This is a genomic window from Blastococcus sp. SYSU DS0510 (assembly GCF_054050835.1).
Genome location: NZ_JBJHAC010000027.1, coordinates 31,530 through 58,285, shown reverse-complemented (window position 1 = coordinate 58,285; position 26,756 = coordinate 31,530). Strand labels below are relative to the sequence as shown.

The 26,756-nt window shown below is 76.4% G+C and carries 26 protein-coding genes; 21 read left to right on the top strand and 5 right to left on the bottom strand.

The features are described 5' to 3' along the window. The first annotated feature begins 324 nt into the window (after nucleotides 1-324). Complete coding sequence (hisH, locus tag ACI79P_RS18890; RefSeq protein WP_456582602.1) at nucleotides 325-963, top strand: imidazole glycerol phosphate synthase subunit HisH; 639 nt, start codon at nucleotides 325-327, stop codon at nucleotides 961-963. A gap of 6 nt (nucleotides 964-969) precedes the next feature. Here hisH and ACI79P_RS18885 read toward each other — a convergent pair whose 3' ends face one another. Continuing rightward, nucleotides 970-1,734 (bottom strand): SDR family NAD(P)-dependent oxidoreductase, encoded by a 765-nt coding sequence (locus ACI79P_RS18885; RefSeq protein ID WP_456582601.1) that lies wholly within the window; start codon nucleotides 1,732-1,734, stop codon nucleotides 970-972. A 91-nt stretch (nucleotides 1,735-1,825) separates the two neighbouring features. Here ACI79P_RS18885 and ACI79P_RS18880 point away from each other — a divergent pair, with 91 nt between their 5' ends. Next, a complete protein-coding gene (locus tag ACI79P_RS18880) occupies nucleotides 1,826-4,147 on the top strand; it encodes a M28 family peptidase (RefSeq protein WP_456582600.1) in 2,322 nt (773 codons plus the stop codon). Between the two features lie 2 nt (nucleotides 4,148-4,149). On the opposite strand, the gene ACI79P_RS18875 is transcribed toward ACI79P_RS18880, so the two are convergent. Genes ACI79P_RS18875 through ACI79P_RS18865 form a run of 3 tightly spaced genes read right to left on the bottom strand, consistent with a single transcriptional unit; the run spans nucleotide 4,150 to nucleotide 6,654 of the window. Continuing rightward, nucleotides 4,150-5,400, bottom strand: coding sequence for an aminoglycoside phosphotransferase family protein (locus ACI79P_RS18875; protein WP_456582599.1), 1,251 nt, complete (start codon nucleotides 5,398-5,400; stop codon nucleotides 4,150-4,152). 56 nt (nucleotides 5,401-5,456) lie between these two features. Continuing rightward, on the bottom strand, nucleotides 5,457-6,059 hold the full coding sequence (locus tag ACI79P_RS18870) for a nitroreductase family protein (RefSeq protein ID WP_456582598.1): 603 nt from the start codon (nucleotides 6,057-6,059) through the stop codon (nucleotides 5,457-5,459). 46 nt (nucleotides 6,060-6,105) lie between these two features. Beyond that, on the bottom strand, nucleotides 6,106-6,654 hold the full coding sequence (locus tag ACI79P_RS18865; RefSeq protein WP_456582597.1) for a TIGR03086 family metal-binding protein: 549 nt from the start codon (nucleotides 6,652-6,654) through the stop codon (nucleotides 6,106-6,108). 38 nt (nucleotides 6,655-6,692) lie between these two features. Between ACI79P_RS18865 and ACI79P_RS18860 the strand changes: the two genes are divergently transcribed. From ACI79P_RS18860 to ACI79P_RS18840, 5 genes are all read left to right on the top strand, one after another. Then, nucleotides 6,693-7,535 carry a helix-turn-helix domain-containing protein gene (locus tag ACI79P_RS18860; RefSeq protein ID WP_456582596.1) on the top strand — a complete coding sequence of 281 codons (843 nt, stop codon included), beginning with the start codon at nucleotides 6,693-6,695 and terminating at the stop codon, nucleotides 7,533-7,535. 37 nt (nucleotides 7,536-7,572) lie between these two features. Beyond that, complete coding sequence (priA, locus tag ACI79P_RS18855) at nucleotides 7,573-8,304, top strand: bifunctional 1-(5-phosphoribosyl)-5-((5-phosphoribosylamino)methylideneamino)imidazole-4-carboxamide isomerase/phosphoribosylanthranilate isomerase PriA (protein ID WP_456582595.1); 732 nt, start codon at nucleotides 7,573-7,575, stop codon at nucleotides 8,302-8,304. Beyond that, nucleotides 8,301-8,693: a RidA family protein gene (locus ACI79P_RS18850; protein WP_456582594.1), complete on the top strand. Its 393-nt coding sequence runs from the start codon at nucleotides 8,301-8,303 to the stop codon at nucleotides 8,691-8,693. Before priA ends, ACI79P_RS18850 begins: the two co-directional genes overlap by 4 nt. Next, a complete protein-coding gene (gene hisF / locus ACI79P_RS18845; RefSeq protein ID WP_456582593.1) occupies nucleotides 8,690-9,484 on the top strand; it encodes an imidazole glycerol phosphate synthase subunit HisF in 795 nt (264 codons plus the stop codon). The genes ACI79P_RS18850 and hisF overlap by 4 nt, the downstream gene beginning before the upstream one ends. A 124-nt stretch (nucleotides 9,485-9,608) precedes the next feature. Further along, nucleotides 9,609-11,018, top strand: coding sequence for an FAD-binding oxidoreductase (locus ACI79P_RS18840; protein WP_456582592.1), 1,410 nt, complete (start codon nucleotides 9,609-9,611; stop codon nucleotides 11,016-11,018). A 16-nt stretch (nucleotides 11,019-11,034) separates the two neighbouring features. On the opposite strand, the gene ACI79P_RS18835 is transcribed toward ACI79P_RS18840, so the two are convergent. After that, a complete protein-coding gene (locus tag ACI79P_RS18835) occupies nucleotides 11,035-11,646 on the bottom strand; it encodes a TIGR03085 family metal-binding protein (RefSeq protein WP_456582591.1) in 612 nt (203 codons plus the stop codon). A gap of 136 nt (nucleotides 11,647-11,782) precedes the next feature. Here ACI79P_RS18835 and ACI79P_RS18830 point away from each other — a divergent pair, with 136 nt between their 5' ends. The 14 genes from ACI79P_RS18830 (at nucleotide 11,783) to lgt (ending at nucleotide 26,728) form a co-directional block, all read left to right on the top strand. After that, a complete protein-coding gene (locus tag ACI79P_RS18830; protein WP_456582590.1) occupies nucleotides 11,783-13,558 on the top strand; it encodes an ABC transporter ATP-binding protein in 1,776 nt (591 codons plus the stop codon). Continuing rightward, nucleotides 13,555-15,390 carry an ABC transporter ATP-binding protein gene (locus tag ACI79P_RS18825; RefSeq protein ID WP_456582589.1) on the top strand — a complete coding sequence of 612 codons (1,836 nt, stop codon included), beginning with the start codon at nucleotides 13,555-13,557 and terminating at the stop codon, nucleotides 15,388-15,390. The genes ACI79P_RS18830 and ACI79P_RS18825 overlap by 4 nt, the downstream gene beginning before the upstream one ends. A gap of 27 nt (nucleotides 15,391-15,417) precedes the next feature. Then, nucleotides 15,418-15,840 carry a hypothetical protein gene (locus ACI79P_RS18820; protein WP_456582588.1) on the top strand — a complete coding sequence of 141 codons (423 nt, stop codon included), beginning with the start codon at nucleotides 15,418-15,420 and terminating at the stop codon, nucleotides 15,838-15,840. A 93-nt stretch (nucleotides 15,841-15,933) separates the two neighbouring features. Further along, nucleotides 15,934-17,604 (top strand): FAD-binding dehydrogenase, encoded by a 1,671-nt coding sequence (locus ACI79P_RS18815; RefSeq protein WP_456582587.1) that lies wholly within the window; start codon nucleotides 15,934-15,936, stop codon nucleotides 17,602-17,604. Between the two features lie 10 nt (nucleotides 17,605-17,614). Beyond that, entirely contained in the window at nucleotides 17,615-18,298 is a 684-nt protein-coding gene (locus ACI79P_RS18810; protein ID WP_456582586.1) for a hypothetical protein, read from the top strand. Between the two features lie 26 nt (nucleotides 18,299-18,324). After that, nucleotides 18,325-18,702 carry a phosphoribosyl-AMP cyclohydrolase gene (gene hisI, locus ACI79P_RS18805; RefSeq protein WP_456582585.1) on the top strand — a complete coding sequence of 126 codons (378 nt, stop codon included), beginning with the start codon at nucleotides 18,325-18,327 and terminating at the stop codon, nucleotides 18,700-18,702. Continuing rightward, complete coding sequence (locus tag ACI79P_RS18800; protein ID WP_456582584.1) at nucleotides 18,699-20,216, top strand: anthranilate synthase component I; 1,518 nt, start codon at nucleotides 18,699-18,701, stop codon at nucleotides 20,214-20,216. The genes hisI and ACI79P_RS18800 overlap by 4 nt, the downstream gene beginning before the upstream one ends. Continuing rightward, nucleotides 20,213-20,857 (top strand): Trp biosynthesis-associated membrane protein, encoded by a 645-nt coding sequence (locus ACI79P_RS18795; RefSeq protein WP_456582583.1) that lies wholly within the window; start codon nucleotides 20,213-20,215, stop codon nucleotides 20,855-20,857. The genes ACI79P_RS18800 and ACI79P_RS18795 overlap by 4 nt, the downstream gene beginning before the upstream one ends. A 153-nt stretch (nucleotides 20,858-21,010) precedes the next feature. Next, nucleotides 21,011-21,820, top strand: coding sequence for an indole-3-glycerol phosphate synthase TrpC (gene trpC, locus ACI79P_RS18790; RefSeq protein WP_456582582.1), 810 nt, complete (start codon nucleotides 21,011-21,013; stop codon nucleotides 21,818-21,820). A 149-nt stretch (nucleotides 21,821-21,969) separates the two neighbouring features. Beyond that, the gene (locus ACI79P_RS18785) at nucleotides 21,970-22,428 is read left to right on the top strand and encodes a hypothetical protein (RefSeq protein ID WP_456582581.1); all 459 of its coding nucleotides are present in this window, start codon (nucleotides 21,970-21,972) and stop codon (nucleotides 22,426-22,428) included. Then, entirely contained in the window at nucleotides 22,320-23,531 is a 1,212-nt protein-coding gene (locus tag ACI79P_RS18780) for an HNH endonuclease signature motif containing protein (RefSeq protein ID WP_456582603.1), read from the top strand. The genes ACI79P_RS18785 and ACI79P_RS18780 overlap by 109 nt, the downstream gene beginning before the upstream one ends. Before the next feature lie 85 nt (nucleotides 23,532-23,616). Then, nucleotides 23,617-24,966 (top strand): tryptophan synthase subunit beta, encoded by a 1,350-nt coding sequence (gene trpB / locus ACI79P_RS18775; RefSeq protein WP_456582580.1) that lies wholly within the window; start codon nucleotides 23,617-23,619, stop codon nucleotides 24,964-24,966. Beyond that, complete coding sequence (trpA, locus tag ACI79P_RS18770) at nucleotides 24,963-25,763, top strand: tryptophan synthase subunit alpha (protein WP_456582579.1); 801 nt, start codon at nucleotides 24,963-24,965, stop codon at nucleotides 25,761-25,763. Before trpB ends, trpA begins: the two co-directional genes overlap by 4 nt. Further along, a complete protein-coding gene (gene lgt, locus ACI79P_RS18765; RefSeq protein WP_456582578.1) occupies nucleotides 25,760-26,728 on the top strand; it encodes a prolipoprotein diacylglyceryl transferase in 969 nt (322 codons plus the stop codon). The genes trpA and lgt overlap by 4 nt, the downstream gene beginning before the upstream one ends. Nucleotides 26,729-26,756: the final 28 nt, after the last annotated feature.

The following is a 26,756-nucleotide window of genomic DNA, read 5'->3' as shown; positions in this document are numbered from 1 at the left end:
GGCGGGCCACCTGCGCGGCCAGCCGGTTGGACGCGGTGAGCAGCGCACCCAGCTGCTCGATCAGCTGCGGGCCGAACGCGCCGTCGAGCCGTTCGGCGGCCAGGTCGTCCAGCGCGGCGCCCAGCCGTGCCACCGCGCCCTCCGCACCTGTCGAACACATGTGCGAATAATACCGCCGATCGGCCTCCGCCGCTGCATGAATCTGCAGGTCAGCGACCTGTCCACAGATGCCGGGATCAACTTGACGGGGACGGCGATCGGTCCTCGGGGGAGGGCGCGGGAACACGTGAGGGGGCTCCGGCGCTGGTCGGTAGCGTGGCAGGCGTGAAGAAGGTGGCGGTCCTCGACTACGGCTCGGGCAACCTGCGCTCCGCGGAGCGCGCCCTGCAGCGGGTCGGCGCCGAGGTCACGGTGACCTCCGACGCGCAGACGGCGCTGGACGCCGACGGCCTCGTCGTCCCCGGCGTCGGCGCGTTCGCCGCCTGCATGGCGGGGCTGGACGCCGTCGACGGCCGCCGCATCATCGGCCGCCGGCTCGCGGGCAGCCGGCCGGTGCTGGGAATCTGCGTCGGCATGCAGATCCTCTTCGAGCGAGGCGTCGAGCACGGCGTGGACGCCGAGGGCTGCGGCGAGTGGCCCGGCGTCGTCGAGCCGCTCGAGGCGCCGGTGCTGCCGCACATGGGGTGGAACACCGTCCAGGCGCCGCGGGACAGCGTGCTGTTCGCCGGTCTTGCCGACCAGCGCTTCTACTTTGTCCACTCCTACGGCGTGCGCAACTTCCCGCTCGGTCAGGACGGCGTCCCCTCGCCGCTGGCCAAGCCGAAGGTGACCTGGGCCGAGCACGGCGACCGGTTCGTCGCGGGTGTGGAGAACGCCGCCCTCTCGGCCACCCAGTTCCACCCCGAGAAGAGCGGGGACGCCGGGGCCCAACTGCTCACCAACTGGCTGCACAGCCTCGACTGAGGTGGCTCAGCTGCGCAGGTAGCTGGCCCCGTTGACGTCGATGATCGTGCCGGTCGAGAAGCGGGCCTCCGGAGACGCCAGCCAGAGCACCGCGGCGGCGACCTCCTCGGGCCGCGCCACCCGGCCGTAGGGCGACTGCGCCCGCACCGCGTCGCCGCCCGGGCCGTCGAGGACGTCGCGCGCCATCTCCGTCTGCACGAACCCCGGTGCGACGCTGCCCACGCTGATCCCGTGCGGGGCGAGCGCCTGGGCCATCGACTGCCCGAACGCGTTGAGGCCTGCCTTGGCGGCACCGTAGGCGGGGGTGGCCGGCTCGCCCCGGAACGCGCCGCGGCTGGTCACGTTGACGACCGCGCCGCCGCCGGCCGCGACCAGGTGCGGCACCGCCCGGAAGGTCGCGTGCATCGCGCCGACCAGGTTCACCTGCAGCGTGCGGGCCACCACCGCCTGCCAGTCGGCCCAGGAGGTCTCCAGAGGCGGGTGCGGGGTGAAGACGCCGGCGTTGTTGACCAGCACCTGCAGCCCGCCCAGGGCGGCGGCGGCCTCGTCGACCGCGGCTGCGACCGCCTCGGCGTCGGCGACGTCGGCCTGGACGACGGCGTGCCCGCGGCCGGGCAGCTCGGCGGCGACCCGCTCCGCGGCCTCCCGCGAGGTGCCGGAGTGCACGGCGACCCGGTCGCCACGGGCGGCGAAGGCGAGCGCGATGGCCCGCCCGATGCCGCGGGACGCGCCCGTGACGAGGACGGCGCGGGACTCCGGGGCGCTGGTCATGGCGGCAGTCAACCAGCCGCGTCGGCCGCGCCTGCCCCGCCGGGGTGCGCCCGCGCCCTAGGGTGCGCGGGTCCCCGTCCGAGGAGGTCCCGTGCCCGCCGAGCGCCCGTCCCGCCCCGGCCGCCCGGTCGGGCTCGCCGTCGTGGCGCTGCTCCTGGCGCTCGCCGCCTGGACCGTCGCAGGGCTGCAGCCGCCGGATCCGCGCCCCGCCGACGCCCCGCCCACCGAGTTCAGCGCCGCCCGCGCCGTCGCGCACGTCGAGCGCATCGCGGCCGAGCCGCGCGTGGCGGGCAGCCCCGCGAGCGACGCGGTGGTGGCCGACCTGGTGGCCACGCTGACCGACCTCGGCCTGGACACCCGCGTGCAGAACGCCGTCGGCAGCCGGCCCGGCGGGGCGGGGGAGGCGCGCATGGCCCGGGTCCGCAACGTCGTCGCCGTCCTCCCCGGTGCCGACCCCACCGGCCGGCTCTACCTCGTGGCGCACCACGACTCGGTGGAGGGCGGCCCGGGCGCGGCCGACGACGCCGCCGGGGTCGCCACGCTGCTGGAGTCGGTCCGCGCGCTGACGGAGGGCCCGTCGCTGCGCAACGACGTCGTCGTCGTCCTCACCGACGCCGAGGAGGCCTGCCTCTGCGGGGCCGAGGCGTTCACCGCCTCGCACCCGCTGGCCGGCGGCGGCGTGGCGCTCAACGTCGAGGCCCGCGGCACCGGCGGGCCGCCGATCATGTTCGAGACCTCGCGCGGGAACGCCGGCCTCGCCGCGGTGTACGCCGACGCCGCGCCGCACCCGGTCGCGAGCAGCGTTGCCGTCGAGGTCTACCGGGCGCTCCCCAACGACACCGACTTCAGCGTCCTCCTCGAGGACGGCGGCTTCACCGGCATGAACACCGCCTTCGTCGAGGGCGCGGCCGCCTACCACTCGCCGCAGGACACCCCGGACCGGCTCGACCGCGGCACGCTGCAGGCCCTCGGCGACAACACCCTGGCGCTGGCCCGCGAGCTCGGGGGCCGCGACCTGGCCGAGCTCGCCGGGCCCGCGGCCGAGGACGCCACCTACTTCCCCCTCCCGGGCCTGCTGGTCCGCTACCCGGGCTCGCTGGTGTGGCCGCTGGCCGGTGCGGCGCTGGCGGCGGCCGCCGGGCTGGCCTGGGCGCTGCACGCCCGCGGGCTCGGCTCGCTGCGGCGCACGGCCGTCGCGGCTGCGCTGGCGACCGTCCCGCTGGTGGCGGCGCCGCTCGCCGCGCAGGGCCTGTGGGCGGCGCTCGTCGCGGTCCGCCCCGGCTACGCCACGATGCTCGACCCCTGGCGGCCGGGCTGGTTCCGGCTGGCCGCGGTGGCGCTGGTGCTGGCCGTGGTCCTGGTCTGGTACGCCCTGCTGCGCCGGCGGGTCGGCGCCGCACCGCTGGCCGCGGGTGCGCTCCTCTGGCTCGCCGTGGTGGCGCTCGTGCTCGCCGCCGTGGCGCCCGGCGGCTCCTACCTGGCCGCGTGGCCGGCGCTGGTCGGCGGGCTCACCGGCACCGTCGCCGTCCTCGTGCCGGGCCGGGTCGTCCGCGTCCTGGCCGCGCTGCTCACCGGTGCGGCCGCGGTGCTCGTCCTCGCACCGACCGCCGCGCTCTTCTTCCCGGCCCTCGGGCTGTCCCAGGCGTTCGCGCCGTCGGTCGTCGTCGCCCTCGCCGCGCTGGCCCTGCTGCCGGCGTTCGACCTCCTCTTCCCCGACCCCGCGGGCAGGGCCCGGCTCGGGTCGGCCGTCGTGCCCGTGGTGGCGCTGGCCACCGCGGGGGCGTGCGCCGCGGTCGGGCTGGCGGTCGACCGGTTCGACGCGGACCACCCGATGCCCAGCCGGCTGGCGTACGTGCTCGACACCGAGCAGGACCAGGCCCGCTGGGTGACGACCGAGACGACGCCGGGGGAGTGGACCGCCCGCTTCGTCGACGGCCGCGGCACGCTCGGCGCCGACCTGCCCTACCTCGCCGGCCGCGACCTGCTGACCGGACCGGCCGAGGTCGCCGACCTCCCGGCGCCGGCGGTCACCGTGGTCTCCGACGAGGTCCTCGGCGGGCGGCGGGAGATCGCCGTGCGGGTGGCGCCGCAGCGGAGCGGCGTCCGGCTGGTCGACCTCGAGCTGACCGTCGACGGCGGCAGCGTCGTCCGCGCCCGGCTCGCCGGCCGGGACGTGCCCGAAGGGTCGCTGGGCGGCAGCGCCCTGCGGATCACCTTCCACGCGCCGCCTGCTGACGGGCTGCAGGCCGCGTTCACGGTGGAGGGCGACGGCCCGGTGCGGCTGCGCGCCACCGACGGCAGCGATGGGCTGCAGGAGCTCCCCGGGTTCGATCCTCGGCCCGAGGGGGTCGACGTCGCCGGCACGCACGGCGCGGACCTGGTGCTCGTCACGGGGGTCACCGAGCTCGGCTGACCTCATCCGGCGGCGGAGCGCCGCGCCGTGCAGCCGGCCCACTGCTCGGCGAGGGCCAGCCGGGCCTCGGTCGCCGCGGCCCATCCCGGCTGCTGCACCCGGAAGGGGCCGGTGGCCAGACCGACGAGCACGCCCGCCACCCGGGTCTCCAGCTGGCCCAGGGGCCAGCGCCCCGCGAGCAGGCCGGCCACCCGGTCGCGGTAGGCCGTGATCGGCGCCGGGTCGACGGCCAGGTGCTCCAGCAGGACCAGGTGGCCCAGCAGGGTGGCCCAGTCGTCGATCCGGGCCCCCGGACCGGCGGTGTCCACGTCGAGCAGGCCGACGACCGCCCCGGCGTCGTCCACGAGCAGTTGCGCCTCGTAGAAGTCACCGTGCACCGGCACGACGGGGTGCCGGCCGGCGCCGGCCGCCACCGCGGCGGTGACCCGCTCCAGCCGGGGCAGGAGGGCGGGGGACACCGTTCCGAGCACCGCCGCGTGCGCCCGCAGGGCGGGCAGCGGGTCGCCGGGCGCGCCGCGCCTCTTCCGCGCCGCCACGGCCGGGAGCCGGTCGAGCAGGAGGTCGAGTGCCTGCGGGTCGGGCAGCCGCGCGGGGTCCCCGGTCAGCGCCTCCCGCAGGGGCGTGCCGGGCAGGCCGGGCAGCACGACCACGCCGTCGGCGGTGCTCGCCAGCACGGGCGGGACCGGGACGGCCGGGGCCAGGGCGGTGTGGCGGTGCACGAGGTCAGCGACCGCCGACGGGCGGACGACCTTGAGGAACCAGCGACCGGCGGGCGAGGTCACCTCCACGACCGCGCGCCGGCCGGGCCGGTAGGCGCGCAGCCGCAGCCGGGGGGCGGGGACGTCGATGCCGAGCGCGGCCAGCCGCCCGGCCACCCCGGCGGCCGAGGTCGCCCAGGCCAGCCCGGGCAGCGCGGGGTCCAGCGGCCACCGCCAGAGACCCACGGCGAGCGGTGCACCCCCGGCCTCGCCCTCGACGACGGCGGCCCCCGGTGGGATCGCGGTGCCCGTCGTCGCCGCGAGGTGCTCGCGGGTGGTGCGCCCGTCGCCCCACTCGACGACGGCGGTGTGGCGGACGGTGGCCGCCCCGTCGGGGCGCAGGGACACCGACGTCGCCGCGAGGGTCCGGAGCCGGCCGGACAGCGGCCCCAGCACGGCCGACCAGAGATCGCCGGCCGGCTCGCCGAGCAGGAGCTGCAGCGAGGGGGGCCACCACGGGGGGACCCGCACCGGGCAGAGCGGGCCGCTGTCCACCCCGCCAGCCTCGGTGGCGGCGGTGAACCGCGCGTGAGAGCCCGATGAGGGAGCTCTCACCAGCGGCCCCGGTGCACCACCTCGTCGACGCCCCGCCGGCCGCGGCGCAGCGACGGCGACCGGCGGTCCTCCGCGCCGGGGTAGCCGACCGAGACGCAGCCGACCGGCCGGTACTCCTCCGGCACCCCGAACGCCGACCGGAACGCGCCGACCCGCTCGGCCGGGACGCCGAAGAAGCAGGCGCCGAGCCCCTCGTCCACCGCGGTGAGCAGCATCAGCAGCGAGGCCATCCCGGCGTCGACGTCCCAGTAGGGCACCGGCCAGCGGGCCTCGTCGCGGTCGGTCCAGCCCTTGTCCGGCTCGGCGTAGCGGTCGAGGTAGGCGCTCTTGTTGGCGAGCGGCACGACCAGCAGCGGGGCCCGCCGCATGCGCGTCAGCCAGCCGTCCGGGTGGGTGGGGGCCGGCGCAGTCGCCGACCAGAATCGGTCGCGCTCCTCCGGTGTCTCCAGCACGAGGAACGCCCAGCCCTGGCTGAACCCGGCCGACGGCGCCCGGATGGCGTGCTCGAGCAGCCTCTCCCGCACCTCGGGGGGCACCGGGCGGTCGGGGTCGTAGTCGCGCACCATGCGGCGACGGCGGACGACGTCAGCGAACTCCACGGCAGCACTCCACGCCGTCAGCCTGCCGCACGGGGACGACGCCGGGTCAGGCCCTCCGGCCGAGCCGGGCCAGCGCCCGCGTCGTCCGGTCGGCGTCGCCGGGCACCTCCAGGGCCGGGCGGCAGATGCCGTCCATGTGCAGGGCGGGGCCGAAGGCGTCCGCCCCCGCCTCGATCCGGTCCAGCTCCTCGTCGGTCAGGCCGGCGTCGGCGCCGACGGCGCGGGCGACGTCCCAGCGGTGCACGACCAGGTCCCAGACGTAGAACTGCACGAAGGCGGCGCCGACCGTGGTGCGGCCGAAGAAGCCCTCGAACTCCCGGGCGGCGACGGCGTCGTCCGACACCGCCTCGGCAGCGCGCTTGGCGTGCTCGCGCCAGGCGGTCGCGGGGTCGGCGGCGACGTCCGGGGCCTCGCCGAGGTCGACGCCGTGCGTGGTGAGGAAGTCGCGTTGGGTGCCGATCACGTGCCCGACGACGTCGGCGGCGTCCCAGCCCTCGCAGGGGGACGGGCGGGCCCAGCCGGCCGGGGGGACGGCGTCGAGCAGCGCGGTGAAGGGGCGTTCGGCGGCCTGGAAGCTCGCGGCGGTGGAGGTCATGCCCCGGAACGTAGGAGCGTGCGGCAGGCTCGGTCTTGATGAAACCCGACAGGGCCGGTGGGGCGATGGACCACGTCGAGCGCGCCCACCTCAAGGACCCGGACGACACCTCGCACGTCATCCACCGCTATCCCGCGGCGCCGGAGTTCGACGGCCTGCTGCAGCGGTTCTGGATCCCGGTGTGGTCGGTCCCGCCCGGCCGGGAGGCCCCGCAGCGGGTGCTGCAGTACCCGGTCGCGCTGCTGGTCGTCTCGGGGGGCTACGCCCGGTTCTACGGCGTCGTGAGCGGGCTGTCGGAGACGACGCTGACCGGCGACGGCTGGGCGGTGGGCGTCATGTGCGCTCCCGCCGCGGGCGCGCTGGTCGCCGGGGGGCCGATGAGCGGGTACACCGACCGGTACGTCGACGTCGCCGAGGTGCTGGGGCCCGAGGGGGAGCGGCTGACCACGCGCGTCCACGCCGCCATGGCGCGGGACCCGCACGCCCCGGAAGCGCACGCCGCGGCGATGGCCGCGTTCGGCGACGCGCTGCGTCCGTTCCTCCCGGTCGACGACGACGGCCGGCTGGTCAACGAGGTGGTGGCGTTCGTCGAGGGCGACCGCGAGGTGGTCCGCGTCGCGCAGGTGTGCGCGCGCTTCGGGCTCTCCGAACGGGCGCTGCAGCGGCTGGTGCACCGCCGCCTCGGGCTCACGCCCAAGTGGCTGATCCAGCGGCGCCGGCTCCAGGAGGCGGCCGAGCGGCTGCGCGGTAACCCGTCGAGCATCGGCGAGGTGGCGGCGGTGCTGGGCTACGCCGACCAGGCGCACTTCACCCGCGACTTCTCCCGCGTGACCGCGATGACCCCCGGGCGGTTCGCCGCCCGGCACGCGGCCGGGAGCTGACGCCGGGCGCGCCGGAGGCGGTCCCTAGGCTGGCACCGTGCCGAAGCTGCAGCTGCTCCCCGCCGTCGACGTCGCCGACGGCCAGGCCGTCCGTCTGGTCCAGGGGGAGGCCGGGAGCGAGACCTCCTACGGCGATCCCCTCGAGGCGGCCATGCAGTGGCAGCGCGACGGCGCCGAGTGGGTGCACCTGGTCGACCTCGACGCCGCCTTCGGCCGCGGCAGCAACCGCGAGCTGCTGGCCCGCGTCGTCGGCGAGCTGGACGTCGACGTGGAGCTCTCCGGCGGCATCCGCGACGACGCCTCACTGGAGGCCGCGCTCGCCACCGGCTGCCGCCGGGTCAACCTCGGCACCGCCGCCCTGGAGTCGCCCGAGTGGTGCGCCCGGGCCATCGCCGAGCACGGCGACCGCATCGCCGTCGGCCTCGACGTCCGCGGCACCCGCCTGGCCGCCCGTGGCTGGACCCAGGAGGGCGGGGAGCTGTACGAGACCCTCGCCCGCCTGGACGCCGAGGGCTGCGCCCGCTACGTGGTCACCGACATCACCAAGGACGGCACCCTCAAGGGGCCGAACCTGGAGCTGCTGCGCGAGGTCTGCGCCGCCACCCCGCGGCCGGTGATCGCCTCGGGCGGGGTCAGCTCGCTCGACGACATCCGCGCGCTCGCCGCGCTGACCGCCATCGGCGTCGAGGGCGCCATCGTCGGCAAGGCCCTCTACGCGGGTGCTTTCACGCTGCCGGAGGCCCTGCGGGTCACCGAGGAGCTGGCGTGACGGTGCTCAACCTCGGCTCGGCGAACCCGTGGGAGCCGGTGGTCGGCTACAGCCGGATCGTCGTCCGGGGCGACACCGCCTGGGTGAGCGGGACGACGGCGCTCGTCGACGGCGAGGTCGCGCACCCCGGGGACGCCGCGGCGCAGACCCGCCAGGTGCTCGCCACCATCGAGCGCTCCCTGGAGCGGGCGGGGTTCGCCCTCGCCGACGTCGTCCGCACCCGGATGTACGTCACCGACATCAGCCGCTGGGAGGAGGTCGGCCGCGCTCACGGCGAGGTCTTCGGCGGCATCCGGCCGGCGTCGACCATGGTCGAGGTGTCGGCGCTCATCGACCCCGAGCTGCTGGTGGAGATCGAGGCCGACGCCGTGCGGGAGCCCGCGGCGTGACGCTCGCCGTGCGGGTCATCCCGTGCCTCGACGTCGACGCCGGGCGCGTGGTCAAGGGCGTGAACTTCGTCGACCTCCGCGACGCCGGGGACCCGGTCGAGATGGCCCGGGTCTACGACGCCGAGGGCGCCGACGAGCTGACCTTCCTGGACATCACCGCCAGCTCCGGCAACCGCGAGACCACCTACGACGTCGTCCGCCGCACCGCCGAGAGCGTCTTCATCCCGCTGACCGTCGGCGGCGGCGTGCGCGGCGTCGAGGACGTCGACAAGCTGCTGCGCGCCGGCGCGGACAAGGTCGCGGTCAACACCGCCGCCGTGGCCCGGCCGGAGCTGATCGCCGAGATCGCCCACCGGTTCGGCAACCAGGTGCTGGTGCTGTCGCTGGACGCGCGCCGGACCCGCGACGGCGCGGTGACCGACTCCGGCTACGAGATCACCACCCACGGCGGCCGCCGGGGCACCGGCCGCGACGCCGTCGAGTGGTGCGTGCAGGCAGCGGAGCTCGGGGTCGGCGAGATCCTGCTCAACTCCATGGACGCCGACGGCACCCGCGCCGGCTTCGACACCGACCTCATCGCGCAGGTGCGCCGCGAGGTGAGCGTGCCGCTGATCGCCAGCGGTGGGGCGGGCGCGGTGGAGCACTTCCCGCCCGCCGTCGCGGCGGGCGCCGACGCGGTGCTGGCGGCGAGCGTCTTCCACTTCGGCCAGCTCCGCGTCGGCGACGTCAAGGCCGGGCTCGCCGCGGCCGGCGTGCCGATCCGCCAGGAGACCGACCAGCCACTCCCCTGACGGTTGCCGGAGCGCGCCGGAGCCGGCGTGCGCCGCGCGCGGTATCCCGCAAGCGGGACGAAGGTCCGTCGCGGGGGCCGCGAGCCGGGAGCACCATGGTCGCTCCCGACTCCAGGAGGCAGTCATGGCGACTCCCACGCTGCAGTCCGGCATCCGCGGCTTCCGCGGTGAGGTGCTCCGGCCCGGCGACCCCGGCTACGACGACGCCCGCCGGGTCTTCAACGGCATGGTCGACCGTTCGCCCGCACTGATCGCCCGGTGCACCGGCACGGACGACGTCGTGGCGGCGGTGGGGCACGCCCGCGACGCCGGTCTCCCGCTCGCGGTGCACGGCGGGGGGCACGGCGTCGTGGGACACGCCGTCTGCGACGGCGGGCTCATGCTGGACCTCCGCCCGATGAACCGCGTGCAGGTCCAGGTGTCCGACCGCTCGGTGCGCGCCGAGGGAGGGGCCACGTGGGCGCAGTTCGACGCCGCCACCCAGGAGCACGGGCTGGCGGTCACCGGCGGGCGGGTGTCGTCGACGGGCGTCGGCGGGCTCGCGCTCGGCAGCGGCAGCGGCTGGCTCGAGCGCACGCTGGGCTACACCTGCGACAGCCTCATCGGCGCCGAGGTCGTGACGGCCGCCGGCCAGGTGCTCGAGGTCGGCCCCGAGCAGGAGCCCGACCTGTTCTGGGCGCTGCGCGGTGGCGGGGGCAACTTCGGCGTCGTGACCCGGTTCGACTTCCGTGCTTCGCCGATGGGGCCGGTGCTCCTCGGCGGCATGGTGATGCACCCGCACGAGGCCGCCGTCGACGTGGTCCGCCACTACCGCGAGTTCATGGCCCAGGCGCCGGACGAGGTCAACGGTGCCGCCGCCTTCATCTCCGCCCCACCGGAGCCGTTCGTACCGGAACCCGTGCGGGGCCGTCCGGTGCTGGGGCTGGTCGTCGTGTACGCCGGCGACGTGGCGCAGGGGCAGGAGGTCCTGCGGCCACTGCTCGAGTACGGCTCCCCGATCGTCACGATGGTGCAGCCGATGCCCTACACGGCGATCCAGCAGATGCTCGACCTCGCCTGCCCGCGAGGCATGCGCAACTGGTGGACGGCGGACTTCCTGCGGGAGCTGCCCGACGACGGCATCGAGAGGATCGCCGAGCTGACCGGCCGCGTGCCCTCACCGATGACCCAGGTGATCCTCGCGCCCGGCGGCGGCGCGCTGGCGCGGGTCCCGCGCGAGGCCACGGCCTTCGACCTGCGGGACGCGCCCTGGAACATCCACTTCCTGAGCATGTGGCCCGACCCGGCCGACGACGAGCGCAACATCGGCTGGACCCGGGAGCTGGCCGCCTCCGTGAAGCCGTACGCCGCCGCCGGCGCCTACCTCAACTTCCTGGGCGACGAGGGGGTCGACCGGGTCCGTGCCGCCTTCGGCCCGGACAAGTACGACCGCCTGGTGGCGATCAAGGACCGCTACGACCCGGACAACCTGTTCTGCCTCAACCAGAACATCGCCCCGTCCAGCAGGCAGCCGGGGCCGCACCCGGGCAGCTGACCCCTCCGGGTGGCGGTCAGCCCACGTCGATGCGGGCGACGTCGCGCCGGCCCGCGGCCCAGAGCAGCAGCTCGAGCGGCTCGCCGGTGACCGTGCGCCCGCCGGCACCGAACCGCTTCTCCTCGCCGGCGGCGTCCGAGCGGCGGAGCACGAGGCCGCGGCGACCGGCGGCCCGCCGGGCGTGGAGCGCGGCGACCGACCACAGCTGGTCCTGCTCGGCCCGGGCGAGCGTGCGCGGCGCCCACCCGGGCTGGGCGCGACGGACGTCCTCGTGGTGGATGGCGAACTCCGACACGTTGATCGCCCGGGCCACGGCCGGCCAGGCCGTGGGCGCCCAGGACGGCGGGCCGGAGCGGACCTGGCCCACCACCTCGGCGTAGGGGGTGGACCCGCGCAGCCGGTCCTCCAGCCGGTGGGACCACCAGCCCAGCCGCTCACCGCCGGGCACCATCTCCAGGCCGTAGCCCGGGAGGGCGTCGGGCCGCCGGTCGCGGACGGCGAGGTGCGCGGCCAGGTGCGCCGTGGTCCACCCCTCGCAGCACGTCGGCGCCTCCGGCCCGAGCTCGTCGAGGAGGTCGGCCAGGGCGGCGCGCTCGCGGTCCTGCAGGGGCGGGGGAGAGGCGCTCATCGCACCTTCGTACCGGGCGGGTGCGTCCGGCGACACCCGGGCCCGGGAAGAAGTCGCGTGCGGGCGTGGTTGGCGCCGCTTAGCGTTCCTAACGACCGCGCACCCCGTCCCGGTCGCCCGACCCCCGAGGAGCCCTGTGTCCCGCCGCAGAGACGCCGTCGTGCGACGCGGGCTCCGCCACATCCGCCGGGCGGTCCGCGAGCAGCCCCGGATGTTCACCCTGGCCCTCCTGGCCAGCAGCCTCTACGGCGCGATGACCGTCGCCAGCGCGTGGGTGATCGGCGAGATCACCTCCCGCGTGCTGCTGCCCTCCTTCGAGGACGGCGCCACCACGGGCACGGCGCTCGCGCTGGCCTCGGTCGCCATCCTCGGCGTCGCGCTGCTGAAGATCCTGGGCATCCTGGGCCGTCGCCTGTTCGCCGGGATCATGAGCTACCGGCTGCAGGCGGAGTACCGGCGCCGCGTGACCGGCCAGTACCTGCGCCTGCCGCTGTCCTGGCACCAGCGCCACCCCACCGGCCAGCTGCTCTCCAACGCCAACTCCGACGTCGAGTCGGCTTGGTTCTTCGTCGCGCCGCTGCCCTTCGCCTGCGGCGCGCTGGTGATGATCGGGATCACCGTGGTGGCGCTGGTCCTCACCGATCCGCTGCTGGCGCTGGTGGGCCTCGTCGTCTTCCCGCTGGTGTTCGCCGCCAACGTCGTCTACTCGCAGGTCATGAGCCCCCGGATGCAGCGGGCCCAGCAGCTGCGCGCCGAGGTCAGCGAGATCGCCCACGAGAGCTTCGACGCAGCCCTCGTGGTGAAGACCCTCGGCCGCGAGGACACCGAGACCGAGCGCTTCGCCGACCGGGCCGAGCAGCTGCGCGACGGGCTGATCGCCGTCGGCCGGGTGCGCGGGCTGTTCGACCCGCTGATGGAGGCGCTGCCCAGCCTGGGCACGCTCGCCGTCCTGCTCATCGGCGCCGGCCGGGTCGCCGACGGCGCGACCGACGCCGGCGAGCTGGTCTCCATCGCCTACCTGTTCACCCTGCTGGCGCTGCCCATCCGCGCCATCGGCTGGGTGCTGGCCGACCTGCCCCGCGCCCTCGCCGGGTTCGACCGGGTCACGCCCGTCCTGGAGGCGACCGGCGAGACCCCCTACGGGCCGGACGACGCCGTCGCGGGCGCCGGGGGTGCCGGGGTGGCCCTGCGCGACGTCGCCTTCCGGTTCGACGGGAGCGCCCGGCCCACGCTGAGCGGGGTGACCTTCGACGTGCCGGCCGGCCGGACGGTGGCCGTCGTCGGCCCCACCGGCTCGGGCAAGTCCACGCTCGCCGGCCTGCTGGTGCGCCTGGTCGACCCGGCCGACGGCGGCGTGCTCCTCGACGGGGTCGACCTGCGCCGGCTGCGCGAGGGCGAGGTCAGCGGGCAGGTGGCGTTCGTCGCCCAGAGCGCCTTCCTCTTCGACGACACGGTGCGCGGCAACGTCACCCTCGGCGCCCCCTACGACGACGACGAGGTGTGGGCCGCCCTGCGCGTGGCCGCCGCCGACGACTTCGTGGGCGCGCTGCCCGAGGGGCTGGACACCCGCGTGGGCGAGCGGGGCGCGTCGCTGTCGGGCGGCCAGCGGCAGCGGCTGGCGCTGGCCCGCGCCGTCGTCCGCCGACCCCGCCTGCTGGTCCTCGACGACGCGACCAGCGCCGTCGACCCGGCGGTGGAGGCGCGCATCCTCGACGCGCTCCGCGGCAGCGGGACGCCGACGACCGTCGTCGTGGTCGCCTACCGGCAGGCGACGATCGCGCTGGCCGACGAGGTGGTCTGGCTGGCGGACGGGCGCGCCGTCGCCCGTGGCACCCACGAGGAGCTGCTGGCCGAGGTCCCGGGCTACGCGGCCCTCGTCCGCGCCTACTCGCAGGCGGAGGTGCCGGCGTGACCGCCGCTGCCCAGCTCGAGGACCGCGAGCACGAGGGCGCCCTGGCCACGCTGCGGCGGGGCCTGCGCATGATGCCGGAGTTCCGGCGCGGCCTGCCGGTCACCTTCGCCCTCGCGCTGGTCGCCACGGCCGGCCGGGTGGTCGTCCCCATCGCCGTGCAGCAGGTCATCGACCGCGGCCTGGGCTCGCCCGAGGGCCCCGACCTGGACTTCGTCGCGTGGGTGGTGGCGGCCTGCGCGGTCGTCGTCGTGCTCACCGCCGTTGCGGTCTACCGCATGAACGTGCGCCTGTTCCGCACCACCGAGACCGCGCTGGCCGGCCTGCGCGCACGGGCGTTCCGGCACGTGCACGACCTCTCCGTGCTGCACCAGCAGGGTCAGCGGCGCGGCTCGCTGGTCTCGCGGGTGACCAGCGACGTCGACCAGCTCTCGGTGTTCATGCAGTGGGGCGGCGTGCTCGGGCTGGTCAGCGTGGGCCAGCTCGTCGTCGCCACCGCCGTCATGTTCGTCTACTCCTGGCAGCTGACCCTGCTGGTGCTGGTCTGCTTCATCCCCCTGGTGTTCGCCGTCCGCTGGTTCGCCCAGCGGCTGGTGCAGGTCTACGCCGTGGTCCGCGAGCGGGTCGGCGACGTGCTGGCCGCGGTGGCCGAGTCGGTGGTCGGCGCCCCCACCGTGCGCGCCTACGGGGTCCGCGCCCGCACGGCCGAGCGGCTCGACGCCGCCATCGACCGGCACTACCGCGCGCAGGTCGACGCGCAGAAGGTGACCGCCGCCGTGTTCGTCAGCGGGGAGTTCGTCGCCGCCGTCGCCAACGCCGCCGTCGTGGTCGTCGGCGTGCTGCTCGGGCTCGCCGGCGACATCACCCCGGGCACGCTCGTGGCCTTCCTCTTCCTCGTCACCCTCTTCGTCGCCCCGGTGCAGACCGCCAGCGAGGTGCTCAACGAGGCGCAGAACGCCGTCGCCGGCTTCCGCCGGGTGCTCGACGTGCTCGACACCGAGCCCGACGTCCGCGACCCGGCCGTCGCCGCGCCCGGCCGGGTGCGCGAGCTGCCGGCCGGCCCTCTCGGTGTCCGGTTCGAGCACGTCACCTTCCGCTACGCGCCGGGTGCGCGGGCGGCGCTGGACGACGTCGAGCTGACCATCGCGCCGCGCGCCCGCGTCGCGATCGTGGGCGAGACCGGCTCGGGCAAGACCACCTTCGCCAAGCTCGTCACCCGGCTCATGGACCCCGTCGAGGGGCGGGTGCTGCTCGGCTCCGACGACGCCGGCTGGGTGCCGCTGTCCGAGGTCGCCTTCTCCTCGCTGCGCGCGCGGGTGGTGATGGTCCCGCAGGACGGGTTCCTCTTCGACGCCACGGTGGCCGACAACGTCCGCTACGGCCGGCCCGGCATGACCGACGACGAGGTCGTCGCCGCGTTCGACGACCTCGGCCTGGCGCCGTGGGTCGCCGGCCTGCCGGCGGGCGTGGGGACGGCGGTGGGCCAGCGCGGGGAGTCGCTGTCGGCGGGGGAGCGGCAGCTGGTCGCCGTCGCCCGCGCCTACGTGGCCGACCCCGACCTGCTGGTGCTCGACGAGGCGACCAGCGCCGTCGACCCGGCCACCGAGCAGCGGCTCACCCGCGCGCTGGACACCCTGACCGAGGGCCGGACGACGCTGACCATCGCGCACCGGCTCTCCACCGCGGAGCGGGCCGACGAGGTGCTGGTCGTCGACGCCGGCCGCGTCGTCCAGCGGGGCGCGCACGCCGACCTGGTCGACGCGGACGGGCCCTACGCGCGGCTGCACGCGTCGTGGCGCCGCTCGTCGGCGGGGGAGCCGGAACCCGCGCGCTGAGCGGCCGGCGTTGTCTAGCCTGCCGGGATGGGCTCTGCACCGCGGGCGCGCGGGGACACCGGCACCCCCTCCCCGCGGATCCCCGGCATCGCGCTGGCCGCCGCGGCCATCGGGATCGTCGGCGCGATGCCCTCGGTGCTGCTGGCCCTCATCGTCCTGGGCCTGGAGGGGTGGCAGGCGGTCACCTCCGGGCTCTCGTGGACGTGGCTGCTGCTGATCGCCCCGGTGGTGCAGCTGCTCGCCGCGTTCTGGTTGCTGGCCCGGCGTGGCTGGCTGCCGCTGGCGCTGGCCTGGGTGCCGATCGCCCTCTTCATCGGCGCCGTCGCAGTGGTCGGCGCCGACGCTCCCGAGGGCGGCGCGGCGGCCCTTGCGCTGCTCCAGCTCGCCCTCCCGGTCCTCGCCGCGGTGCTGGCCTCGACCCGGCGGGTCCGCCGCTGGACCGCGGGGTGACGGTGCCCCGGCCGGTCCCGGCGGCACCCGGGCGAGCGAGTCGCGCCCGCGCAGGGCGGCGCGCTTCGGCGACGGCCCGCTAGCGTCACGGTCGTGGACACCGAGAAGGCCGGCATGGAGGCAGACGTCGTCGTGGTGGGGGCAGGCCTGGCCGGCCTCGTCGCCACCGCCGAGCTCGCGGACGCCGGCAAGCGGGTGATCCTGGTCGACCAGGAGCCCGAGGCGTCCCTCGGCGGTCAGGCCTGGTGGTCCTTCGGCGGCCTCTTCCTCGTCGACTCCCCGGAGCAGCGCCGCCTGCGGGTGCGCGACTCCCTCGAGCTCGCCCGCCAGGACTGGTTCGGCACCGCCGGCTTCGACCGCGACAGCGACCACTGGCCCCGCCGGTGGGCCGAGGCCTACCTGCAGTTCGCGGCCGGTGAGAAGCGCGCCTGGCTCAAGGAGCAGGGCATCGGCTTCTTCCCGGTGGTGGGCTGGGCCGAGCGCGGCGGCTACACCGCCACCGGGCACGGCAACTCGGTGCCGCGCTTCCACATCGTCTGGGGCACCGGGCCCGGCATCGTCGCCCCGTTCGAGCGCCGGGTGCGGGCCGCCGTCGACGCCGGCCTGGTGCAGCTGCGGTTCCGCCACCGCGTCTCCGAGCTCGTGGTCGCCGACGGCACCGTGACCGGGGTGCGGGGTGCGGTGCTGGAGCCGAGCGCCGTCGCGCGCGGCGAGGCCAGCTCGCGCACCGAGGTCGGGGAGTTCGAGCTGCGGGCGCAGGCCGTCGTCGTCACCTCCGGCGGCATCGGCGGCAACCACGGGCTGGTCCGGAAGCACTGGCCGGCCCGCCTCGGTCCCGCCCCGCAGCGGCTGCTCTCCGGCGTCCCCGCGCACGTGGACGGGCACATGCAGGAGGCGGCGATCGCGGCGGGCGCCAGCCTGGTGAACGGCGACCGGATGTGGCACTACACCGAGGGCGTCGTCAACCACTCGCCGGTGTGGGACAAGCACGGCATCCGCATCCTCCCGGGGCCGTCGTCGCTGTGGCTCGACGCCACCGGCCAGCGGCTCCCGGTGCCGCTCTTCCCGGGCTTCGACACCCTCGGGACCCTGGCCCACATCGGGCAGACCGGCTACGAGCACACCTGGTTCGTCGCCACGCACAAGATCGTGGAGAAGGAGTTCGCGCTCTCGGGGTCCGAGCAGAACCCCGACCTCACGGGCAAGGACCTCCGGCTCCTGATGACCCGCGTGAAGGCCGGCGTCTCCGGCCCGGTCCAGGCGTTCCTGGACAAGGGGGAGGACTTCGTCGTCGCCCGCACGCTGCCCGAGCTGGTCGCGGGCATGAACCGCGTCACCGGCGGCACCCCCGAGCTGGACCTCGCCCAGGTCGAGCGGGAGATCGTCGCCCGCGACCGAGAGGTCGGCAACACCTTCACCAAGGACCTGCAGCTCACCGCCATCCGGGGCGCCCGCAACTACCTCGGCGACAAGCTCATCCGGGTCGCGCCGCCGCACCGGCTGCTCGACCCCGATGCCGGGCCGCTCGTCGCGGTGCGGCTCAACCTGCTCACCCGCAAGAGCCTCGGCGGGCTGGAGACCGACCTCTCCGGCCGCGTGCTCCGACCCGGTGGCGAGGTGTTCCGGGGCCTGTACGCGGCCGGTGAGGTGGCCGGCTTCGGCGGGGGTGGCGTGCACGGCTACCGCTCGCTCGAGGGCACGTTCCTCGGCGGCTGCCTCTTCTCGGGCCGGGGCGCGGGGCGCGCGCTCGCGGCCGCGCTGTGACGGGGCAGCGGTGAGCGCACCACGCGACCCCTGGTCGGACCCGACGACCCCGACCGAGCCGGGGCCGGTCTACACCGGTCCGCCGCCCACGCTGCCGCCGCCCTCGCCGTACGGCGCACCGCCGTACGGTGTGCCGCCGTACGGCCACCCCGGCCCGTACGGCTACGCCGGCCCCTGGGGGGCGGCGCCGTTCCCCGGTGGCCCGGTCCCGCCCCGGGCCGGGCGTCGCCCGGGCCAGGTCGTCGGGGCCGCGGTGCTGAGCTTCGTCCAGGCGCTGCTGGTGCTGATCGCCTCGCTGTACGTGTGGTTCTTCGCCTCGCTGGCGCAGATGGCGATCGAGCAGAGCCCGACCGCCGCCCCCACCCAGGCGTACGAGTTCGCCCGCGAGGGAGGCGTGCTCTCGATCGTCCAGGTGGTCTCGGTGGTGCTGCTGGTGACCGCCGGCATCCTCGCGCTGACCCGGCGCACCCGGGTGGCCTGGCTGGCGCTGCTGGCCGCGCACGGCGCCCAGCTGCTGCTCGCCGCCTACTGGTGGGCCGAGCTCACCGACCTGCTCGGCCCGGCCGCGGCCACCGAGGACGTCGGCGGCGTGGTGGCGGCGTTCAGCCTGTTCTTCGCCGCGGCCCCGCTGGTCGCCCTCGGGCTGGTGCTGTTCGGCGGCGGTCGCAGCTGGTTCACCGCCCCGCAGGGTTGAGGCGCCCGCACGGCACACTGGGCGGCATGCCCGCGACCGACCCCTCCGTCCCCGCGCCGGCCCCCGAGGTCGCCGCCCTGCTGCGCCGCGACCCGGCCGGCCTGGTCGCCGCCGTCGTCCAGCAGCACGACACCCGCGAGGTGCTCATGGTGGCCTGGATGGACGACGAGGCCGTGCAGCGCACGCTGACCACCGGGCGGGCCACCTACTGGTCGCGCAGCCGGCAGGAGTACTGGGTCAAGGGGGAGACCTCCGGGCACCGCCAGTGGGTGCGGGAGGTCCGGCTCGACTGCGACGGCGACGCGCTGCTGCTGCTCGTCGACCAGGAGGGCGCCGCCTGCCACACCGGCGAGCGCAGCTGCTTCCACCGGGTGCTGCCCGCCGTGCAGGGGGTCGCGCCGTGAGGTTCGGGGTCACCGCGCCCTCGCGCGCGGAGTTCGCGGCGTCGGACGCTGCGGTCGTGCCGGTCACCCGCCGCCTGCTGGCCGACGGCGAGACCGCGGTCGGCGTCTACCGCAAGCTCGCCGGCAACCGCCCGGGCACGGTGCTGCTCGAGTCGGCCGAGCAGGGCAAGCGGTGGGCCCGCTACAGCTTCGTCGGCGTCCGGAGCGCCGGCGTGCTGACCGAGCGCGACGGGCGCACCCAGTGGCTCGGTGACCACGTGCCCGGGCTCACCGACGACCTCCCCGAGGACCCGCTGGAGGCGGTGCGGGTGCTCGCTCGGCGGCTGCGCTCGCCCCGAGGCGCGGGTCTGCCCCCGCTCACCGGCGGGCTCGTGGGCTACCTCGGCTACGACGTCGTCCGCCGGCTGGAGCGGCTGCCGAGCACGAGCACCGACGACCTCGGCATGCCGGAGCTGGCGATGATGCTGGTCACCGACCTGGCCGTGCTCGACCACAGCGACGGGTCGGTGCTGCTCATCGCCAACGCCCTGCCCGGGCGGGGGGCCGGCTCGGCGGACGCCGCCTACGACGACGCCGTCGCCCGCCTGGACGCCATGGCCGCCGCGCTGGTCCGGCCGGCCCCGTCGGCGGTCGCCGTCTTCGAGCCCGCCGACGTCCCGGCGTCGGTGCGCAGCAACCTGGCGCCCGGCGTCTTCCGGGACGGCGTCGAGGAGGTGCGCGAGCACATCCGCGCCGGCGACGCCTTCCAGGTGGTGCTGGCGCAGCGGTTCGAGCTCGTGACCGACGTCGCCGCGCTCGACCTCTACCGCGTGCTGCGGGCGACCAACCCGTCGCCGTACATGTACCTGCTCCGGTTCGCCGGACGGGAGAGCCCGTTCGACATCGTGGGCTCCTCCCCGGAGGCGCTGGTGACCGTGTCCGGCAGCTCGGCCGTCGTCCACCCGCCGGCCGGCACCCGCCCCCGCGGGGCGACCCCCGAGGAGGACGTGCGCCTCGCCGAGGGGCTGCTGGCCGACCCCAAGGAGCGCGCCGAGCACGTCATGCTCGTCGACCTCGCCCGCAACGACCTGGGCCGGGTCTGCGTCCCGGGCAGCGTCGAGGTCCCCGACTTCATGCGGGTCGAGCACTACAGCCACGTGATGCACCTGGTCTCGACCGTCGCCGGCGAGGTGCGGCCGGGGTGCGACGCCCTCGACGTCTTCGACGCCACGTTCCCCGCGGGCACCGTCTCCGGCGCGCCGAAGCCCAGCGCCATGACGATCATCGAGTCGCTGGAGCCGACCCGGCGCGCGCTGTACGCGGGCACCGTCGGCTACGTCGACGCCAGCGGGGACATGGACATGGCGATCGCCATCCGCACCGCGGTCCTGCACCAGGGTCGCGCCTACGTGCAGGCCGGCGCGGGGATCGTGGCCGACAGCGACGCCGCCAGCGAGGAGGCCGAGACCCGGCACAAGGCGCGCGCGGTGCTCGCGGCGATCGCGACGGCGGAGAGGCTGCGGGAGCTGGCGTGAGCGGCGCGACGGGCGGCGGTCGGCCCGGCGGGGCGCGGCGGGAGCTGACGGCCGCCGTCGTCGGCGCTGCTGCCGCCGGGGCGCTGGCGCTGTCGGCCGCGAGCCAGCGCTGGGCGGAGGTGACCGCCGAACGGCGGCCGCCCCTGCCCCCGGTGTCCGGGACGCTCACCGGCGGCGCCGCGGCACCGCTGGTGACCGCCGCCGGCCTGGTGCTGCTGGCCGCCGCCGTCGCGCTGCTGGCCGTGCGGGGCGCCGGCCGGCTGGCCGTGGGGCTGCTGGTCGCCGCCTGCGGTGGCGCCGTGGCCTGGTCCGGTGCCCGGGTGCTGGCCGGGGGAGTGGCCGACGCCGCCGCCGACCTGCCGGGCGTGAGCGGCACCAGCGTCACCGCGACGACGGTCGAGGTCGCCGCGGTCTGGCCCGGGCTCGCCGTCGTCGCCGGAGTGCTGGCGGCCCTCGCCGGGGTGCTCACCGTCCTGCGCGGGGCGTCCTGGCCGGCGATGGGGCAGCGCTACGAGCGCGACGCCGGGCCGGTGCGGGCGCGGTCGGACGAGGACCGCGCGGACGACGCCTGGAAGGCCCTGGACCGCGGGGAGGACCCGACCGAGCCCCCGCCGGCGCCGCGGTCCGACCGCACCACGTAGCGGAACGGGTCAGGGCCGCCTCGGCCGCCCCCGGGCCGGGGGGCGTCCGGCCCGCCTCTAGAGTGGGCCCACCCATCCGCCCGGGATCGACGTACGAGAGGCAGTGGCGCAGATGAACGACCACGGGACCTCGGCCGAGGCTGCGACCACGCCGTGAACGTGCTCGACGAGATCATCGAGGGCGTCCGCGCCGACCTCGCCGTCCGCGAGGCCGCGACGCCGCTGGACGAGGTGAAGGCCGCCGCGCAGGCGGCCCGGCCGGCGCGCGACGCGCTGGCGGCCCTGCGCGCTCCCGGCGTCGGCGTGATCGCCGAGGTCAAGCGGCGCAGCCCCTCCAAGGGCGACCTGGCCGACATCGCCGACCCGGCCTCCCTGGCGCAGCAGTACGCCGCCGGGGGCGCCCGCGTCATCTCGGTGCTCACCGAGGGGCGCCGCTTCGGGGGGTCGCACGCCGACCTCGCCGCCGTCCGCGCCGTCGTGGACGTCCCGGTGCTGTGCAAGGACTTCGTCGTCAGCAGCTACCAGGTGCACGAGGCCCGCGCGCACGGCGCCGACGTCGTCCTGCTGATCGTGGCGGCGCTGGAGCAGAACGTGCTGGTCGGCCTGCTCGAGCGGGTCGAGTCCCTGGGCATGACGGCGCTGGTCGAGGTGCACACGGAGGCCGAGGCCGACCGCGCGATGGCGGCCGGCGCCTCGGTGATCGGGGTGAACGCCCGCGACCTGACCACGCTGCAGGTCGACCGGTCCACCTTCGAGCGGATCGCCCCCGGGCTGCCGTCGGAGGTCGTGAAGGTCGCCGAGTCGGGCGTCCGTGGCCCGCACGACCTGATCAGCTACGCCGCCGCCGGGGCCGACGCCGTGCTCGTGGGCGAGGGCCTGGTCACCGCCGGGGACGCCCGCCAGGCGGTCGCGGACCTGGTGACGGCGGGCAGCCACCCCGCCACCCCGCGCACCACCCGCTGACCGGTCCCGGCCTCTCGACCCGGTCTGACGCGGTGAGCCCCCGGCGTGACCGCCGGTCCAGGCGCTGACCTGCGGGAAGTGTCGTACCGCCGGCTTAGCCTGCGGTTGTGTCGGTGGTCGGGTTCGCGGTCGGGGTGACGGTTGGGCCGGTGTCCGACGCGCCCTCGCCCTGGGAGCTGGCCGATCCGGAGCCGCGGCGGTTCGACGAGCCGCTGTCGGCGTGGCTGCCCGCCCGCCGCAGCGCCGGGGAGGTCGCGGATCTGCTGGGGCAGATCGTGGCCGCCGAGGCGCGGCTGGCGGCGCTGCGGGTGGAGCTGGTGATGGACCTGGCGGCGGCCCGCCTGGCCCCGGCCGATCCGCTGCCCGGCGGGGAGCGGGCCGGAACGGTGGGGCCCGCGGGTGTGAGTGAGTTCGTGCCCGATGAGCTGGCGGCGGTGCACAACTGCAGCCGGGCGGCGGCGGTCACGCTGCTGGAGCACGTCGAGGTCTCACCACCCGGCTGCCGGCCACCTTCGCCCGGCTGCGGCTGGGGCTGCTGGACTGGCCCCGGGCCCGGGCGATCGCCGCGGAGGTCGCCGCGGCTGGGGCCGACACCGATCCGGCGGTGATCGCCGCCGCGGAGGCCGCGGTGCTGCCCGGCGCCACCGGGCTCGGGGTGGGCCGGCTGCGCGAAGCCATGCGCGCGGAGCTGGTGGCCCGCGACGCCGCCGCGGCCGACCGGCGCCGGGAGATCCGCCGGCGCGGCGCGGACGTGTCGGTGCGGCCGGTCGGGGACGGGATGAGCGAGCTGCGCGCCCTGCTCCCGCATCCCGACGCCCGGGCCTGCCGGGCGGCGGTCGACGCGCACGCCCGGGCGGCGAAGGAGGCCGGGGACGAGCGGCCGATCGGCATGCTGCGCGCCGGCGCCCTGGCCGATCTGCTGCTGCGCCCCTGGCAGGACGCCCCGGCGGTGACCGCGCAGCTGACCGTGATCGCCCCGCTGGGCGCGCTCACCCCGGCCGGCTTCCTCGCCGCCGGCAACCCGCTGCCGGCCGCCTTCACCGCACCCGGGGTTCCCGAGCCGGTGGGGGAGGTGGACGGTGAGCCGATCACCGCCGCGCACCTGCGCGAACTGCTCGCCCAGCTCGACGCCTGCACCCTGCAAGCCCCGCCCGGCGGCAGCCTGGACATCGCCATCACCGACGACACCGGGGCGCTGCGGGCCGTCACCGGCCGGGCGGAGCTGGCGCGGCTGGCGGCCCGTGGCTGCCCGACCCACCCCGACGCCGCCTGCGGCTGCCCGCTGCTGGGCCCGCCGCCGGCGGTGGACCGCTACCGGCCCTCGGCCGCCCAGCAGCGGTTCCTGCGGGTCCGCGACCGCACCTGCCGCCACCCCGGCTGCACCGTGCCCGCGGGCTGGGCCGACCTGGACCACGTTCTCGCCCACGCCGACGGCGGCCAGACCGCCTGCCACAACCTGTGCTGCCTGTGCCGCCGCCACCACCGGCTCAAGACCTTCGCCCGCGGCTGGCAGCACACCATGAGCGATGACGGCGTGCTCACCGTCACCACCCCGAGCGGGGTCACCCGCACCACCCGACCACCCGGCTACCGCGTCCTGACCCAGCGACCCGGACCACCACCAGACCCGGAACCGGACCCGGACCCCGGCCCGGAACCGGACCCGGACCCCGGCCCGGAACCGGCGGAGGACGACCCGCCACCTTTCTGACCGCATGCGGCTGCGCTGGTCCGATCCGGTGACGTCGCGCGCCCCCCTGCACCGCTCGCGGCGCCCGGCGCGGGACACTGTGCGCATGACGACGACCAGCCCACCGCAGACCGGAGACCTCTCGCTCCCGGCGCGACCGGGCTGGCCCGACGCCACCGGGCACTTCGGGGTGTTCGGCGGCCGCTTCGTCCCGGAGGCGCTGATCGCCGCGCTCGACGAGCTGACCGAGGCCTACGAGGCCATGCGGGTCGACCCGGCCTTCCTGACCGAGTTCGCCCGCCTGCAGCGCGACTACACCGGCCGGCCGAGCCCGGTCACCGAGGTGCCGAAGTTCGCCGCCCACGCCGGCGGGGCGCGGATCCTGCTCAAGCGCGAGGACCTGAACCACACCGGCTCCCACAAGATCAACAACGTGCTGGGCCAGGCGCTGCTCACGAAGCGGATCGGCAAGACCCGCGTCATCGCCGAGACCGGCGCCGGCCAGCACGGCGTCGCGACGGCGACCGCGGCGGCGCTCATGGGGCTGTCCTGCACCGTCTACATGGGCGAGGAGGACACCCGCCGCCAGGCGCTCAACGTCGCCCGCATGCGGCTGCTCGGCGCCGAGGTGATCCCGGTGACCACCGGCTCGCGCACCCTCAAGGACGCGATCAACGAGGCCTTCCGCGACTGGGTGACCAACGTGGAGACGACCAACTACGTCTTCGGCACCGTCGCCGGCCCGCACCCGTTCCCCGCGATGGTCCGGGACTTCCAGCGGGTCATCGGCGACGAGGCCCGCGCCCAGGTGCTCGAGCGGGAGGGGCGGCTGCCCGACGCCGTCCTCGCCTGCGTCGGCGGCGGCTCGAACGCGATCGGCATCTTCACCGCCTTCGTGCCCGACGAGGGCGTGCGGCTGGTCGGCCTGGAGGCGGGCGGCGACGGCGTCGGCACCGGCCGGCACGCGGCGACGATCACCGGGGGGACCCCGGGCGTGCTGCACGGCGCCCGCTCGTTCCTCCTCCAGGACGAGAACGGCCAGACCGTGGAGTCCCACTCCATCAGCGCCGGCCTGGACTACCCGGGCGTCGGCCCGGAGCACTCCTACCTCCACCACATCGGGCGGGCCGAGTACCGGCCGGTCACCGATGCCGAGGCCATGGAGGCGTTCGCTCTCCTCTGCCGGACCGAGGGCATCATCCCGGCGATCGAGTCCGCCCACGCCCTCGCCGGCGCGCTCGTGCTCGGCAAGGAGCTCGGGCCGGACACGCTGCTCCTGGTGAACCTCTCCGGGCGGGGCGACAAGGACGTCGAGACGGCGTCCCGCTGGTTCGGGCTGGGCGACCGTCAGGAGGTCGACCCGGGCCCGGGTCTGGACACCGACCAGCGGCCCACCGAGGGTGCGGTCAGCAACGCCGAGGCCGTCGCCGGCCAGGACGCGGGGGAGACGGCGTGAGCGCGCTGCAGGAACGGATCGACGCGGCGAAGGCGGAGGGCCGCGCCGCCCTGATCGCCTACCTCCCGGTCGGCTACCCGGACGTCGAGGGCTCGATCGAGGCCATGGTGGCCGCGGTCGAGGCCGGTGCCGACGTCGTCGAGATCGGCGTCCCCTACAGCGACCCGGGCATGGACGGGCCGGTGATCCAGGAGGCCGTGGAGGTCGCCGTGCGCGCCGGGGTCGGCATGCCGGACGTCCTCCGCGCCGTGGCGGCCGTCGCTGCCGCGGGCGCCGTCCCGGTCGTGATGAGCTACTGGAACCCGATCGAGCGCTACGGCGTCGCCCGGTTCGCCGCGGACCTGGCCGCGGCCGGGGGAGCGGGCGCCATCACGCCCGACCTCATCCCCGACGAGGCCGGGGAGTGGCTGGCCGGGGCGGAGGAGCACGGCCTGGACCGGGTGTTCCTCGTCGCGCCGTCGTCGACCGACGCGCGCCTGCGCTCGACCACCGCCGCCTGCCGCGGGTTCGTCTACGCGGCCTCGACGATGGGGGTCACCGGCACGCGGGCCACGGTCGGCGACGCTGCCGAGAAGCTCGTGGCCCGCACCCGGGAGGCCGCGCCCGGCCTGCCGGTCTGCGTCGGCCTGGGCGTCTCGGACGGCGGCCAGGCGGCCGAGGTCGCCGCGTTCGCCGACGGGGTCATCGTGGGCTCCGCCTACGTCCGCGAGCTGCTGGAGGGCCGGGGGGTGGAGGGCGTCCGCGCGCTCACCCGGGACCTCGCCGCCGGTGTCCGCCGGGCGGGGGTGCCGGCGTGACGGTGCTCGCCGCCATCCCGAGCCCCACCCAGGGCGTCTGGGAGCTCGGGCCGCTGCCGATCCGGGGCTATGCGCTGTGCATCGTCGCCGGCATCGTCGCGGCCGTCCTGATCACCGAGCGGCGCTGGGTCGCTCGCGGCGGAGCGCCCGGGGACGTGCTGGACATCGCCGTGTGGGCGGTGCCTTTCGGCATCGTCGGCGGGCGCATCTACCACGTGATCTCCAGCCCGCGGCCGTACTTCGGCGAGGACGGCGCCCCGCTGCGGGCCTTCGCCATCTGGGAGGGCGGCCTCGGCATCTGGGGCGCCATCGCGCTCGGCGGCGTGGGGGCCTGGATCGCCTGCCGGCGGCGTGGCATCCCGCTGCCCGCGTTCGCCGACGCCCTGGCGCCGGGGCTCCTGGTGGCGCAGGCGATCGGCCGGCTGGGCAACTGGTTCAACAACGAGCTCTACGGCGGCCCCACCGACCTGCCCTGGGCGCTGACGATCTACGAGTGGAGCGGGGGCCGGGCGGTCACCGGCGCCGACGGCGAACCGGTGGTGCTCGGCACCTTCCACCCGACGTTCCTCTACGAGCTGCTGTGGAACCTCGCCGCGGCGGTGCTGGTCGTCTGGGCCGACCGCCGCTTCCGCCTCGGGCACGGCCGGGCGTTCGCGCTCTACGTGGCCTCCTACTGCGCCGGCCGGCTCTGGATCGAGCTGCTGCGCACCGACCCGGCCGAGACCTTCTTCGGCGTCCGGGTCAACGTCTTCACCTCGATCGTCGTCGGGCTGCTGGCGGTGGCCTACTTCGTCTGGCAGCGCGGCCGCCCCCGCGAGGTCATCGACCGCGGCGACGCGGCCACCTCCGGCGAGCCGGCCGCGCCGGGGTCCCCGGCATCCACCGAGGCGTCCGCCGGGCCCTCCTCCGGGGCGACGGCGGCCGGGGCGCGTGAGGACGATCACCGGCCGTCGTCCGGGAGCTGACCGGGGGCTCGCCGGGCGGCCCGCGCCT

Coding starts and splice junctions, on each gene's coding strand:
- ACI79P_RS18885 (WP_456582601.1), bottom strand. CDS start 1,734: ATGACCAGCGCCCCGGAGTCCCGCGCCGTCCTCGTCACGGGCGCGTCC.
- ACI79P_RS18865 (WP_456582597.1), bottom strand. CDS start 6,654: ATGACCTCCACCGCCGCGAGCTTCCAGGCCGCCGAACGCCCCTTCACC.
- ACI79P_RS18860 (WP_456582596.1), top strand. CDS start 6,693: ATGAAACCCGACAGGGCCGGTGGGGCGATGGACCACGTCGAGCGCGCC.
- ACI79P_RS18840 (WP_456582592.1), top strand. CDS start 9,609: ATGGCGACTCCCACGCTGCAGTCCGGCATCCGCGGCTTCCGCGGTGAG.
- ACI79P_RS18835 (WP_456582591.1), bottom strand. CDS start 11,646: ATGAGCGCCTCTCCCCCGCCCCTGCAGGACCGCGAGCGCGCCGCCCTG.
- ACI79P_RS18820 (WP_456582588.1), top strand. CDS start 15,418: ATGGGCTCTGCACCGCGGGCGCGCGGGGACACCGGCACCCCCTCCCCG.
- hisI (WP_456582585.1), top strand. CDS start 18,325: ATGCCCGCGACCGACCCCTCCGTCCCCGCGCCGGCCCCCGAGGTCGCC.
- trpB (WP_456582580.1), top strand. CDS start 23,617: ATGACGACGACCAGCCCACCGCAGACCGGAGACCTCTCGCTCCCGGCG.